The 14,476-nt window shown below is 46.4% G+C and carries 10 protein-coding genes; 6 read left to right on the top strand and 4 right to left on the bottom strand.

What is annotated here, in order from left to right:
* Positions 1–10: 10 nt before the first annotated feature.
* The gene (locus HRU69_15165; protein QOI98739.1) at positions 11–1,696 is read right to left on the bottom strand and encodes a sodium/solute symporter; all 1,686 of its coding nucleotides are present in this window, start codon (positions 1,694–1,696) and stop codon (positions 11–13) included.
* 243 nt (positions 1,697–1,939) lie between these two features.
* On the opposite strand from HRU69_15165, the gene HRU69_15160 reads away from it, so the two are divergent.
* From HRU69_15160 to HRU69_15145, 4 genes are all read left to right on the top strand, one after another.
* Positions 1,940–2,380, top strand: coding sequence for an Hsp20/alpha crystallin family protein (locus tag HRU69_15160; protein ID QOI98738.1), 441 nt, complete (start codon positions 1,940–1,942; stop codon positions 2,378–2,380).
* Positions 2,381–2,515: 135 nt separating this feature from the next.
* A complete protein-coding gene (locus HRU69_15155; GenBank protein ID QOI98951.1) occupies positions 2,516–3,937 on the top strand; it encodes a trypsin-like peptidase domain-containing protein in 1,422 nt (473 codons plus the stop codon).
* Between the two features lie 36 nt (positions 3,938–3,973).
* On the top strand, positions 3,974–5,512 hold the full coding sequence (locus HRU69_15150) for an aldehyde dehydrogenase family protein (protein QOI98737.1): 1,539 nt from the start codon (positions 3,974–3,976) through the stop codon (positions 5,510–5,512).
* 54 nt (positions 5,513–5,566) lie between these two features.
* Positions 5,567–5,974, top strand: coding sequence for a response regulator (locus tag HRU69_15145; protein ID QOI98736.1), 408 nt, complete (start codon positions 5,567–5,569; stop codon positions 5,972–5,974).
* 2 nt (positions 5,975–5,976) lie between these two features.
* Here the strand turns inward: HRU69_15145 and HRU69_15140 are convergent, their stop codons facing one another.
* A complete protein-coding gene (locus HRU69_15140) occupies positions 5,977–7,425 on the bottom strand; it encodes a hypothetical protein (protein ID QOI98735.1) in 1,449 nt (482 codons plus the stop codon).
* A gap of 159 nt (positions 7,426–7,584) precedes the next feature.
* Between HRU69_15140 and HRU69_15135 the strand changes: the two genes are divergently transcribed.
* A complete protein-coding gene (locus HRU69_15135; protein ID QOI98734.1) occupies positions 7,585–10,167 on the top strand; it encodes a WG repeat-containing protein in 2,583 nt (860 codons plus the stop codon).
* A gap of 69 nt (positions 10,168–10,236) precedes the next feature.
* Positions 10,237–11,883, top strand: coding sequence for an alkaline phosphatase family protein (locus HRU69_15130; GenBank protein QOI98733.1), 1,647 nt, complete (start codon positions 10,237–10,239; stop codon positions 11,881–11,883).
* Here the strand turns inward: HRU69_15130 and HRU69_15125 are convergent, their stop codons facing one another.
* On the bottom strand, positions 11,884–13,257 hold the full coding sequence (locus tag HRU69_15125) for a sodium-dependent transporter (GenBank protein ID QOI98732.1): 1,374 nt from the start codon (positions 13,255–13,257) through the stop codon (positions 11,884–11,886).
* A 305-nt stretch (positions 13,258–13,562) separates the two neighbouring features.
* A complete protein-coding gene (locus tag HRU69_15120; protein ID QOI98731.1) occupies positions 13,563–14,459 on the bottom strand; it encodes an NAD(P)-dependent oxidoreductase in 897 nt (298 codons plus the stop codon).
* Positions 14,460–14,476: the final 17 nt, after the last annotated feature.

The following is a 14,476-nucleotide window of genomic DNA, read 5'->3' as shown; positions in this document are numbered from 1 at the left end:
TTTTTACTTTTTACCAAAAAACCGCGTACAATACTGCGCAGATTAGCAGCACAATGGTTGCCCCAATGGTAAAAGCCGGGCTGGTTTTAAACAGGCCGGCTGTTAAGTGAATCCCTTTTTCATTTGCTTTGCCCTTACCTTCTGCCAGGCTTATCGCGACAATAATGGCAAGTGAAAGTAAGGCCGTGGCAAACATCTGATCCAGAAAAGGAATGTTTACAAAAACAGCCGCGTCTGACCACCCGTTGGGTGCCACTTTAAAGTACAAGGCAATGGGTATGGAGGCCACTACGCCCCAAATGGCCCCGTTGTTGGTAGCTTTTTTAAAGAATAACCCGGCCAGAAATACCGCCAGAATACCCGGGCTGACTACTCCGGTATATTCCTGAATAAACTGAAACGCCTGCCCCAGGTTACCCAACATCGGGGCAATGAGCATGGCAATTACAAGGGCTACGGCTGCTGTTATCCTGCCAACCCGAACGGTTTGTTTGTCGGACGCATTTTTATTGACATACGGCCGGTAAATATCCATGGTGAAAATGGTGGCTGTTGAATTGAGCATGGATGCCAGCGAGGAAACAATGGCGGCAGCCAGTGCAGCCAGCACCAGCCCCTTTAACCCAACCGGAACAAAACTTTTTATCAGCCACGGTGCGGCATTGTCATTGGCAATGGCGCCTTCTTTAGTCAGGAAGCTGGGATCAACGGTTCCGGCATTTAACGTTCCGCCTGCATCAGCATTCAGAACATATGCAATGATGCCGGGAATAACCACGATCAGCGGAATAATAAGTTTCAGGAAAGCAGCAAATACAATTCCTTTCTGCGATTCATCAATGCTTTTGGCGGCTAATGTCCGCTGAATGATGTATTGGTTAAAACCCCAGTAGTAAATGTTGGCCACCCACATTCCGCCAAGCAACACGGACAGGCCGGGTAAATCCCACCAGGCATCTTTGCCATCGGGGGTAATAATTTCTCCCTTGGATAGTATCATCGAAAATTTTTCGGGTACCACCTGATAAATGTGCGCAAATCCATCCCAGATGTTGCCTGTAGGCGATACATGTTGCAGAGCGAGGAAGGTAGTGATCAATCCGCCAGCAATCAGTAAAACTACCTGTACCACATCCGTCCATGCAACGGCCGAAAGGCCCCCGTAAAGTGAGTAAGCGGCTGCAAACAGGCCCAGGCCAACAATAGCATATACCATCAGGCTGCCGTCACCGCTTCCCATCACGGTGTCCATCGCCCGGGCACCCAGGTACATTACTGAGGTCAGGTTTACAAAGACAAACAACGCAATCCAGAAAACCGCCAGTATTGTTTTCAGGTTGGTGCTAAAGCGTTTTTCCACAAACTCCGGAATGGTGTAGATCCCTTTGCTGATGAAAATCGGCAGGAAATATTTTCCTACAATGAGTAAAGTAATAGCAGCCATCCATTCGTACGAGGCTATGGCCAGGCCGATAGCGAACCCGGAACCCGACATGCCGATAAACTGCTCGGCCGAAATATTGGCTGCAATCAGCGAAGCGCCTATGGCCCACCACGGTAATGATTTGCCGGCCAAAAAGTAATCTTCAGCATTTTTTTGGTGACCCTTTTTGTCGCGCGAAACATACAGGCCGATGCCCAGGATTAAAGCACAGTATGAAATGAAAACAAGCGCATCTAAAGTGGACAGGTTCATAGGCGGATAGCTATACTTTAAACTGAAAGATAAGCATTGATCATAATGTTTTGCAGAGATTTTAGCGGTTGGTAAGGCTTATGAACTCACCTGGCCTGAAGGGGTTTTAAGACATAATGACCTATTAGTTACCCGATAAGTACTCATTTTATGCCATTATGACCTGAAAATTCTATCGGCATACTTTTTCTGAGTGGGGTTGAGTACGAATAAAATGAATGTTGAACCATAAACTTTACAACTATGAACCTGATACGCTATAACACCACGCTGAACGATTTCGTACCGACTTCCTTCAGCAACCTGATTGACCGCTTTTTTAACGACACGCTCACCCGCTCAGGCGGATCGTCTTACTCGTTTGTGCCCCGTGTGGACATCATGGAAAACGACAAGGCTTACCAAATCCATGTTGCCGTGCCGGGCATGAACAAGGAAGATTTTAAAATCGACCTGAATGAAAATTACATGACCATCAGCGGTGAACGCAAGTTCACACAGGAAAAGAATGAAAACAATTTTCATTCAATCGAAACCCAGTATGGAACCTTCAGCCGTTCCTTCTCATTACCCGAAAACATCAACAGCGCTAAAATCAGCGCGAAGTATGTAAATGGCATTTTGGAGATTACCGTGCCCAAGGATGAGAAGAAAACCCTGAAGACCAGCATTAAGATTGACTAATCAACCATAGGTTAGTTTTTGCAGCCCGTCCGTTGCCAGCCGGCCGGGCTTTTTTATTTAACTTCGGGTAAATCCAGCGTTTATTCCGGATAATTTCTGCTAACTTTCTTTTTGAAAATTGTAAACGGTGCAGGTATGAAGCGTGTGTATTTATTTGTGCTGGTGGCGGCTGTAGTGGGTGGTGTGGTTGGCTCCTTGTTAACCAATTTATATTTTAGTAAAGATGAACCTTCTTACCAGTCTATTGAACAACGGCAGATTGCTTTAACCGGCCTGGCAACCGATTCGGGTTATCGCGTTCCGAAAGAATTAAATTTTTTAACTGCTTCCGATAAGGTGATTGCCGGGGTGGTGCATATCCGTACATCATATGGTCCGGGGGCTTTCAGCCTGAATCCGCTGGAGTATTATTACCGCTCGCCCATGCGCTCGTCAGGTTCGGGGGTAATTATTACAGATGACGGATATATTGTTACCAACAATCACGTAGTTGAAGATGCCACCAACATCGAGGTGGTGTTGAATAATAACCAACGTTTTTACGCCAAGGTTGTGGGCACGGATCCAAGTACCGATTTGGCCTTGCTAAAAGTACGGGCTAAAAATTTACCGTTTATCCGGTATGGTAATTCCGATAACGTGCGCCCGGGCGAATGGGTGCTGGCTATTGGCAATCCTTTCGACCTGACCTCTACGGTAACAGCTGGTATTGTCAGCGCTAAGGCACGAAACATCGGTGTGCTCCGCGACAGGAACAACCTGCAAATCGAATCGTTCATTCAAACCGATGCAGCCGTGAACCCCGGCAACAGCGGTGGTGCACTGGTTAATTTAAATGGTGACCTTATTGGCATTAATACGGCTATTGCAACCTCAACAGGGCAGTATGCCGGATATTCGTTTGCTATTCCGGTTAGCCTGGTTAAAAAGGTAATGGATGATTTGCTAGAGTACGGCCAGGTGCAACGCGGTTTGCTGGGTGTCCAAATCGAAAATGTAGATGCGACAATAGCCGAACAGTTGAATCTTGGCACCAGCCAGGGCGTATTGGTAAGGCGCGTTAACCGGGGCAGTGCGGCCGAAGAGTCGGGCATTATCGAGGGTGATGTGATTACAGCAATTGATGATCACCAGGTAAACTCGGTTTCTGAATTGCAGGAGTGGGTTGCACGCAAGCGTCCCGGTAAAGCGGTAACGGTAACGTTTATTCGCAGTGGTAAAACGGCTCAGGTCTCTGCGCGCCTTAAGGACAACTCTGGTAAGGAAGGAGTGCAGGTTAAGGACATTCCAGATACTGCCGAGGGACTCATGTTGGAAGATGTACCCCTGAACGAGTTAGCCCGGCTTAACCTGGAAGGCGGGGTATTGGTGACGGCTGCCGAGGGAAAGTGGAGGGAAGCGGGTGTACAGAGAGGATTTGTTATCGGTTTTTTGGATAAAGTGCCGGTAGACAATGTGCAGGATTTTAACCGAATGCTGCAGTACAAAAAGGGAGGCATTTTGCTGGAAGGGTATTATTTAAATGGTGAAAAAAAATCATACGGAATCGAGTGGTAAAAATGTAGTTTTGTGGCGGCAAAATAAGCCGATATCATGGATGCATTCGGAATTCAGGACGCCCTCAGTACGTTGGGCGTAAATAAAACCAATCCCGGTGTTTCAACCGGAAAGAAATCATACAAAACAAGCAGGCCGCTCAAATCCGTTTCACCGGTTGATGGCAAGTTGATTGGTTCTGTTTTTTCTGCCGATGAAAAATCGGTTGAGGCAGTAGTTAAGCAGGCACACAGGGCCTTTTTGGAGTGGCGCCAATGGCCGGCACCCAGGCGTGGTGAAATTGTGCGCCAGGTTGGTGAAGCGTTGCGCAAGTACAAGGAGCCCCTGGGGAAACTGGTTTCGTACGAGATGGGCAAGTCGTACCAGGAAGGGCTGGGCGAAGTGCAGGAGATGATTGACATCTGCGATTTTGCCGTAGGCCTTTCGCGGCAGTTGCACGGTTTTACCATGCACAGCGAACGCCCGCACCACCGGATGTATGAACAGTATCATCCGCTGGGCGTGGTGGGTATCATCTCGGCATTTAATTTTCCGGTGGCTGTATGGTCGTGGAATGCCATGATTGCCTGGGTGTGTGGTGACACGTGCATCTGGAAACCCTCGGAAAAAACACCGCTTTGCAGTATTGCCTGCCAGCATATTGTTGCAGAAGTATTTACAAAAAATAATGTGCCCGAAGGTGTATCCTGCATTGTTAATGGCGATGCAACGGTTGGCCAGCTGCTGGCGCAAGATGAACGGATCCCGCTCATATCAGCCACCGGTTCGGTACGCATGGGCAAAGCGGTTGGTAAAACCGTGAGCGAACGCCTGGGGCGTGCCTTGCTCGAACTGGGGGGCAACAACGCCATTATTATCTCACAGCATGCCAATCTGGATATGGCCATTCGCGGTGCGTTGTTTGGCGCGGTGGGTACAGCCGGCCAGCGATGCACCACCACCCGCAGGCTTATTGTTCATGAAAAAGTGTACCCTGCGGTTAAAGAAAAACTTCGCAAGGCCTATTCGCAATTAAAAATTGGTAACCCGTTGGATTCATCCAATCATGTTGGGCCGCTTATCGATAAACAGGCTGTAGCCTTGTACCAGGAGGCGTTGAAAAAAATTGTAAAGGAAGGCGGAAAGTTTCTGGTTGAAGGCGGTGTACTTACCGGCAAAGGTTACGAATCGGGTTGTTACGTTAAGCCTGCCATTGCCGAAGTAAAAAATCATTTCTCCATTGTGCAGCAAGAAACCTTTGCGCCTGTTTTATACCTCATTAAGTATAAAACACTTGATGAAGCCATTGCTTACCAGAACGGTGTGAAGCAGGGACTATCCTCGGCCATCATGACCACCCACATGCAGGAGATGGAGCAGTTTTTATCACACACAGGTTCTGACTGTGGCATTGCCAACGTGAATATCGGAACATCAGGTGCTGAAATTGGCGGGGCTTTTGGCGGTGAAAAAGAAACCGGTGGCGGAAGAGAGTCCGGTTCGGATGCCTGGAAGGTGTACATGCGCAGGCAAACCAACACCATTAATTACGGCAACACGTTGCCGCTGGCACAAGGTATTAAATTTGGGGTGTAGCGCCTTGTAAATTAACCATTAACACCTATTTTTAATACCTAATTCTTAAACCCCATGGCTGGTAAAAAATACCGAACCGTAATGCTGATTGACGACAATGAGATTGATAACCTCATCAACCAGAAAATGATTGAGGCAGCGTCCATCACCGAAAACATTTATACCCACACCGGGGCTAAAAGCGCCATTGAATTCTTGCGCAATATGGAACGCCTGGATGTTGCTGATAAAGTGCTCCCCGATATTATTTTTCTGGATATTGACATGCCATTGATGGATGGCTTTCAGTTTCTGGAGGAGTTCGAAAAACTGAGTAATACGGCAAAAAAGAAATGTAAGATTGTGATGCTCACCTCTTCCATCAACCCGCAGGACTTCAGCCGCTCAAAAAAATACGAAAACGTAAAGTTGTACCTCAACAAACCCCTCACACACGAAAACATCATCAAACTTGATTTGTAAGGCTACTCAAACTCCGTCAGGTTTTTAATTAGTTTTTCATCGAGTTTAATCAGCAGGGTGGGAGCAAAATAAGGCACGGACTGCTGCCTGAGTTTCGGAATTACGGCATTGATCTTTTTTACTTTCTCACGCTTGGCCTCGCTGGTTGATATTTTCAGAATCTTTAAAAACAAAAGGATGTTCTCACAACTTTCTTTGCCGTAGGTTCGGATTTGCCGCTGGATGCTGTTGGATAACTGATTGAATAATTCATAGTCGCGCATCAGCACGTATTGCAACGCCAGGATGGATTTTACCTCCAGCAGGGCAAACGGATGCTTCTTCATACTCACTTCGTTAAGCAGGTTGTTGATCAGGCGTGCAGCCTCATCGTACTTACCTGCATAGTAAGCGGCCAGCGCTTTGTAAACAACAAATATTACATGCCGGGGTACATCCTGAATATCCACTTCATAATCCATAAGGCCGGTTTCGCTTTCAGCATATAACTCGGCTTCGGTGCCCAGCCGCAGGCTTCGCTCCAGTTTTGAAATAAGAAATTGTGCGGGGAATGTATATGTTGAATAGTTTGACAGCAGATTACCCACAGCATCATTAACCTCTTCATAAAATTTCTCGGCTTGCCGGTATACTTTGTAATGGTTGTAGTACTCCAGTTTTAAAAACTCAAACACCAGGTTCAGGTGATAATATATGGCATCGAGGTTATAGCTGTCGAAAATTTTCTGAACCTTATCAAATATATCCTCAATCCCTTCCGCATCGGGCTCCAGGGTTTCATCGGGTTCTACAAACAACCGGTGGAAAACATGCATGCAACTGCGGTACACATATAAGCGGTGCGACTCGTACAGATTGGCCACATTTTGCATTTCCTTCATCAGCAGCGAAAGACCAAGTTTTTCCATCTCATCACCACTAAACAGATAGCTTCCGTATTTCTTAAAATAATCGGCCAGCAGATCTTCAGCCTTGTCGAGCGCCAGCATATAGGCTACGTGCCGGTTGTAAAGCTGGGAGTATTGAAAATAATCGGGTGAATTAACATTTAACTTCTTTAACGATTTGTAAATAATCGTCAGTTCATTGGCCAGGTCGTAATCAATCAGCTCCTTTTCCAGTTTTTTAAGCGTAGCAATGGCAATGGTGCGTTTTTTGGTAAACAGCACTTCGTTTATGTTAGCCACCTTGCGCAGCACATCGGTGCGCGGGCTTTCCAGTTGCTGCATCAGGTACTCTTCAATTTTAAGGTTAAGCCTGGAGCGCAGCGTGTAATAGGCGTTGGCGTTTACGTCCAGCTCGGTCATTATTTTATTGTCGGAAAGCTGGCGCTCGCGCAGCGATTTGAGCAGGTGAGCGGATTTGTCGGCATTGCTTTCAATCAGTGAATCGTGTATTGCCTTGAAATCTTTTTCGGATAATTGTTTGATGATGTTTTTAAGCTTGGCCATTGAACGGGTTTAGGGTCTGAAAATTTACAAAAATTATCAGACCGCACAATGCCGATAAATGAACACAGCCTCTTTTATGCGGTATAACGGTCAATATCGAACAGCCTAAATTGGCTTCAGCATAAAGTTTGTAGTTTTAACAGTGATTGGACCTGGTTTGTGAAGCAACTTATTCTTATTATCAGTTTTTGCCTTGCAGGTATATCCTTAGCATGGGCGCAACCAATTCCGGAACGACTGGCCTATACCAACCTGCAAAAGGGAAAATGGGCCAAAGCCAGGGCACAACTTCAAAAAGCCATGCGCAAGGATTCGGTAACTGCCCTGGCGCATTATGTTTATTCAGTGTTCTATTTTAAAGGAGGCAATCCCGATTTTAATATTGATTCAGCCTATCACCATGCCCTGCTTAGCCTGTCTGACTTTCACTTTGAATCGCCCAGGCAACGCGAACGGATGAAGCGGTTTCCGGTTGACAGCAGCATCATCATCCGGCACCGTGAAAAAATTGACAGTGCCGCTTTTCAGCGGGCCAAGGCACTCAATACTGAACAGAGTTACATTGACTTCCTAAACCGGTTTTCGTTTGCTGCTCAGCGGGCGCTTGCTGCCGAATTGCGCGATGAGGTAGCCTACCTCGATGCGCTGAAAGAAAATACGTACATGGCTTTTCGTGAGTACCTCCGTAAATACCCGGCCTCCGCACGGGCTACTGAAGCCAATGCCCGGTATCAGAAATTGCTTTATGAGGCAGAAACCCGCGACAAAAAACTGGCTTCGTACGAAAAATTTTTGCGCGAGTACCCGGAAACCCCGTATCGGAGGGAGGTTGAACTTCAGGTATTTGAAATTACCACGGCTTCCGGGAGTAAAAAGTCGTTCGAAGATTTTTTGATCAAGTACCCGCGCAGTGCTTATGCCATGAAGGCAAGAAATATACTGTATCACCTGTACCGTGAAAAAGAAGAAGCAATTCCTTCGTGGTTGCTTACAGACTCTATTCGCCAGGTACGAAAACTGGAAGCCGGCTACCTGGTGCCGTTTTACCGCGAGGGTAAACTTGGTTTTATGGATGCACAGGGCCGGGAGGTTGTTGCACCGTTTACCGATGAATTGAGTAAGGACTACCTGTGTGGCAATGTAACGGAAGATGTACTGATTAGTGACACTAAACTGGTTACTCGCAACAACCACATTTTGTTAGAAGGCAAGATAGAAGAAGCCGAGGACCTGGGGTGGGGATTTTTAGCCGTTAAACATTCAGGTTGCATTACCATTATCCATAAATCGGGGTTTACCATTCCATCCGGTTGCCTTACCGGTGCCGAAGTAATGGGTGATGGCCGGTTGCTGGCCCTCAAAGAGAATACAACCTGGAGAATAACTACATTAACCGGGCGGGTGCTGGTTACCGGTGCCGATGATGTATTGGATTTTGATGAAGTGCTGGCTGTCAAATCCGGCAATACATTCAGGTTATGCCGGGTTGATGAACTCAGCAAAGCAGCCGACCAGGTAATGCCGGGTTTTAGCCGCAACTTCGATGAACTTAAACGGTGGAAGGATGCGATCTGGATACGAAGGGGCGATCAACAGGGATTACTGGATTTTAGTCTTCGCGAAGTTGTACCGCTTCAACCACATGAAATTTCTCCGGCTTTTTTCGGGGCGATGGTTTCAACCCATGCAGGTACAAAAGTCTGGCAGCATGGAAAGCCGCTTTCACAGGCATTCACAAAGGTAAAAGTAAACGAACCCTGGATAGCCGTTGAGCAGCAAGGGAAGTGGTTTTCTTTTGACAGGGTAAGCGCCTCGGCCGGGGGCAGGGGCTACGACAGTGTTTATTTTATCGGACCGGTATGGGCCGGTTATTATGCCGATAGCCTGGTGGTGTATTTTGAGCCCTATAACTTTATTGAATTATCCCGCCTGGCCAAAGCTACTTTCCTTCCCGGCAGAGATTCAGTGTTTTATATTCTGGTTGAATCGGCCTCGGCAAAAACAGTGTATAATTCCGCTGGTCATAAGTTGTTCAGCACCGATTTCGATCGGTTAACCTATGCCGGTGAAAATTATTTTACGGTTATAAAAGGCGATAAGCGGGGCGTCCTCTCAGCGCAGGGTAAACTCGTTTTGCCTGCCGAGTTTGACGGAGTGGGCAATGTATTGCAAGGCACTATGCCGGTTTTAAAAGATAAGAAGTTTGGCATGGCTGAACTGAACCAGCGCAGGCAGATTAAGCCGGAATATGAAAAGAACCTCATGCGGTATAACGCGCAGTACCTGATCGCCACAAAAGGCAATTTGTCCGGCTTAATTGGGTGGGATAACAAACCTGTGCTACCGTTTGAGTATGAAGAGATCCGGTATTGGAACGACTCTACCGCGCTGCTCAAAAAGAATTTTCAATGGATGTTGTATAACTTCATTGAAAAGAAAAACCTTATTGACCGGATACGCGACTTTACCTGGATACGCGATACCGAGGCCGAAAAAATTCTTATCATCCGCCAGGATAATTACTATGGGGTAATCCACAACCGAAAAGGGTACATCCTGCCGGCCACCTACACCGATATAATTAATCTTGGTTCGGTAACACAGCCGTTGTATTTTACCGAAAAGTATGTTGAAGAGGCTTCGATTTATGTTGTTATCTATTATGACAGCAACGGAAAACTATTACGCAGGCAGGTATTTGAGGCTGACGACTATGATAAAATTTATTGTTCCCGTAATTAATTTGTAACAAGAGTCTTGATTTCTCCGATTAGGTTGTACGTATATTTCACCCATAAATTATTCTAGCGGATGCGAATTTTAGTTGTCATACTTTTTTCAGGCTGGCTTATTTCCGGCTATACCCAATCGGCTGACCGGCCCAAACTGGTGGTGGGTATCATGGTTGACCAGATGCGCCAGGAGTACGTTTACCGTTACTACGATAAATTCGGAGAAGGCGGATTTAAGCGGTTGGTTGATGGCGGCTTTATGCTAAGCAATGCACACTATAACTATGTGCCCACCTATACCGGGCCTGGTCACGCCTCGGTGTATACCGGAACAACCCCCGCCTACCACGGCATTATTGGAAACAATTGGTATGATAAAAACCTGAAGAAGGTGGTGTACTGCGCCAGCGATGAAACCCGAACTCCGGTGGGCAGTGAAACTGCAGCCAATGGTAGAGTATCTCCGCACCGCATGCTCACAACCACCATAACTGATGAACTGAAACTGGCAACACAAAAGCGGAGCAAAGTAATAGCCATTGCTGATAAAGATCGCGGTGCCGCTCTGCCGGGTGGGCACATGGCCGATGGCGCTTATTGGTACGATGAAAAAACAGGCAAACTCATATCCAGCTCGTATTACATGAGTAAACTACCCCTCTGGGCCGAAAAGTTTAATATGCTTAAACTGGCCGATAAATACCTTGATGGCGTATGGAACACGCTGCTTCCAATTGAAAAGTACACCGAAAGCGGCAGCGATAACAGCCCGTACGAAAGCAGGTATCGTGGAGAAACAAAGAATACGTTTCCGTATGATTTAAAGGCACTTCGCAAAACCAACGGCAATTATGAATTGCTTCCGTACACCCCGTTTTCAAACGACTACCTGACAGAAGCCGCTTTTGCAGCGATTGAAGGTGAGAAACTGGGTGCCGATGAGGTTACGGATTTCCTCTGCCTTTCCTATTCTGCGCCTGATAAAATCGGGCACCAGGTTGGCCCGAACGCGGTTGAACTCCAGGATGTTTATTTGCGGCTCGATAGAAACATTGCCGACCTGCTGAAAAAACTTGATCAGGTGGCCGGCAATGGCAATTATATCGTTTTCCTTACAGCCGATCATGGTGTGGCTGATGTTCCGCAATACCTCACCGATAGTAACGTGCCGGCCGGGTACCTCAATGCCAATAATCTGAATGCCAGGTTCGGCACCCTGTTTATGCAGTACTTTCAGGGTAAAAAGGTTATTGAGGAAATCTCGGAAGAACAGATTTACCTGGATCATGAACTCTTTGAAGGCGATCCGAAATCAGGCGGGGTGGAGTTAATGGTATCGCTTGAACTGATTAGCAATTTTCTGTTGCAGCAGGAGGGAATTGCCCAGGCTTTTACGCGTAATGTAATCCGACAGGGTGATTTCAACGAAGGAGGTATCAAAGGCATGGTCATCCGCGGGTACCACGAGAAACGCAGTGGAGATATCATTACCATTTTAGAGCCCGGCTGGCTGGAGCAAGGGCGTGTAACCGGCACCACACACGGCTCGCCCTACAGCTACGATACACACGTACCGGTTATTTTTTATGGAAAAGGCATTAAACCCGGTATGTCATCGGCATACCACCCGATAACGGATATTGCACCCACGCTTGCCGTTTTGCTAAAAGTAAAATTTCCGAACGGGTGTACGGGTCAGCCAATCGTTGAAATAACCGATCGCTGATTAACCACCAAACACATTGAATTGATTTAGAATCACTACAATAATTACTATCGGACAGACAAACCGGATAAAAAACGACCAAATCTGTGCGGGTGTAACCCCCATGATTTTAACGCTTGTGAAGTACGGTGACCCCTCATTTATTTCGCTTATTATTCGGTAGGGTTTCAGTACCCAGCCAATGTAGAGGCATACAAACAATGCCACAACCATTATAAAAAGTGTACCCCAGAAGAAATCCATAATGTCCATAAAACTGGTTATGGTTAAACCGAAAATAGTTACCGACATGGAACTGAGGGCCTGATTGGCCCCTTGCGAAAGGGCGGCAGGTAGGCCAAATAGAAAAGCAGCAATAACCACCGTAATGGCTGCTTTTTTACGATCCCATTTGCGTTCATCAATGAGCCAGGACGCAGGCACTTCAATCATTGAAATGGTAGAAGTAAGGGCTGCAATCATCAGTAATAAAAAGAAAAAGGCACCAACAAGGTTTCCTCCGAAAGGAATGGCATTAAAAATATCCGGCAACACCTGAAATACCAGGGTGGGTCCTGAAGCCGGGTCCTTGCCAAAGGCAAAAACAGCCGGAAAAACCATCAACCCACCCAGTAAAGCAACACCAGTATCCAGTAAACCTATCCACAACGAACTTTTTACAATACTATCGCTTTTTGAAAAGTACGATCCGTACGTGATCATGATACCCCAACCGATGCTCATGGAAAAAAAGCACTGGCTAAGAGCCTTAAGAAATGTTGTGGCATTGATTTTATCCAGGTCAGGTACCAGGTAATACTCAAGTCCTGCAGAGGCACCTTCGAGGGTAACGCTTCGCAGGATAACCAAAATGATCAATACGAAAAGTACGGGCATTAAAATTTTAGAAGCTTTTTCAATGCCTTTTGAAATTTCTTTCGTAACGATAATCAGGTTAATAGCCAGAAAGAATACCAGTAACGGAATTACATACTCCGGACTGGCGCGAAATTCATCAAAGGATATATTAAATCCCCGGAACGAAGAATAAATGTAACCTATTGTCCAGCCTGCGATAACACTGTAATAGCTGAGTACAAAGAAACTTACACACAGTGCGAGTACAGGCCCTATCATCCAGAATGCATTGGCACCGCTATCCTTAAACGCGCCAATCGGATTTTTGCTGGTCATTCTTCCGAGTGCGATTTCATTGAACAGTAACGGAATACCAATCAGTAAAACGCAACCCAGGTAGACAATAACAAAGGCACCACCTCCATTTTCTCCGGTCAGGTATGGAAAGCGCCAGATGTTACCAAGGCCGATGGCCGAACCCGCAGCTGCCATAATAAATCCAAATCTTGAAGCGAATTGACCGCGACCTGCAGACATAATTTTAAGTTTTTGTTAACGGGCGCCAAGATTGGAAAATATTTCAGAAAGTCAAACCAGCCTTTGATAACATCATAAATAAGTCTGATAATCCGCAAACTTACCTAAATATGATATTCGTAGACGGTTCAAGTGATTAGGCTCCGGGGCCGCATGGCCCCGTATGTTCATCCAACGCTGTGCCCAATCCACACATGCCACTGCCAGACCAAAGATTGGCCAAGGCGTTGTCTGAACATACTGAAAAAGAATAAATCTTTAGGTATGATTCCGGACTATCGTTTAAATAAGTGTGAAGAATAATTTCAGGATTGCAATTGGGTTTTAATTATTGCAAGCCCTTGTTCAAATGAGTGTGGTGAATACCCCAGCCTACGGTTTGCCTTTTCAATCGAAAAGCCGGTCTTCAGCGGTCTGCGTGCCGGCTGTTGAAATACTTCCGAAGTTGTTGGGGAGATTAATGATTTATTCAATCCAAAGAAATCGGCCGTCCGGATCGCAATGTCATAGGGTGTTAGAAAATCTTTACCGGAAATATGGAAAATGCCGGTGGCTTTCTTTTTAGCCGCCAGATAACAACCAAGGGCTAAGTCTTCGGCAAGGGTAGGAGTACGCCACTGATCATTTACTACCCGGATGGGGTTACCGGCTTCGAGACTGCTTTTAACCCACAAAACAATGTTAGACCGATTAATGCCCGAGGCCACACCGTAAACAATTACTGTGCGGATAATACACCAGGAAGCGGATTGCCTTTGAATATGTTGTTCGGCCTGCAGTTTTGTCAAGCCGTAATGATTAATCGGTCCGGGCTTATCTTCTTCGGTTAACAACGCTTTTGTTCCATCAAAAATAAAATCGGTTGAAAGCTGGATAAAGTGCGATCCGGTTTTGTTGCAGGCTTCAACCAGGTATTGTACTGCAGTAGTATTGACCAGCGTGCAGGCCTCCTGGTTTTGTTCGCACCAGTCAACGTTGGTTGCGGCAGCCGTGTTAATAACGATATCCGGCCGGGTTCCGGTAATTACTTCGTTAACCTGAGCCGGACGGGTAATATCCAGTTGATAAAAAGGTGTATCAGCCGGCAAGGCATTACCCGCTGCACGTGCTGTTGCTATTACCTTGAATGCATTATCGCTGCATAGCTTTTTTACCAGCTTCTGGCCAAGTAAACCGTTACAGCCGGTTACCAGTATTTTCATGGGTTAGCCGCAGGGGC

This window comes from Flammeovirgaceae bacterium (assembly GCA_015180985.1).
GTDB lineage: Bacteria > Bacteroidota > Bacteroidia > Cytophagales > Cyclobacteriaceae > UBA2336.
The sequence above is the reverse complement of the archived record's forward strand: the minus strand, read 5'-3'. Positions and strand labels throughout refer to the sequence as shown.

Bases quoted from the DNA above. Each gene is read 5' to 3' on its own strand.
- HRU69_15165 (QOI98739.1), bottom strand. From the start codon at position 1,696: ATGAACCTGTCCACTTTAGATGCGCTTGTTTTCATTTCATACTGTGCT.
- HRU69_15160 (QOI98738.1), top strand. From the start codon at position 1,940: ATGAACCTGATACGCTATAACACCACGCTGAACGATTTCGTACCGACT.
- HRU69_15155 (QOI98951.1), top strand. From the start codon at position 2,516: ATGAAGCGTGTGTATTTATTTGTGCTGGTGGCGGCTGTAGTGGGTGGT.
- HRU69_15150 (QOI98737.1), top strand. From the start codon at position 3,974: ATGGATGCATTCGGAATTCAGGACGCCCTCAGTACGTTGGGCGTAAAT.
- HRU69_15145 (QOI98736.1), top strand. From the start codon at position 5,567: ATGGCTGGTAAAAAATACCGAACCGTAATGCTGATTGACGACAATGAG.
- HRU69_15140 (QOI98735.1), bottom strand. From the start codon at position 7,425: ATGGCCAAGCTTAAAAACATCATCAAACAATTATCCGAAAAAGATTTC.
- HRU69_15130 (QOI98733.1), top strand. From the start codon at position 10,237: ATGCGAATTTTAGTTGTCATACTTTTTTCAGGCTGGCTTATTTCCGGC.
- HRU69_15125 (QOI98732.1), bottom strand. From the start codon at position 13,257: ATGTCTGCAGGTCGCGGTCAATTCGCTTCAAGATTTGGATTTATTATG.
- HRU69_15120 (QOI98731.1), bottom strand. From the start codon at position 14,459: ATGAAAATACTGGTAACCGGCTGTAACGGTTTACTTGGCCAGAAGCTG.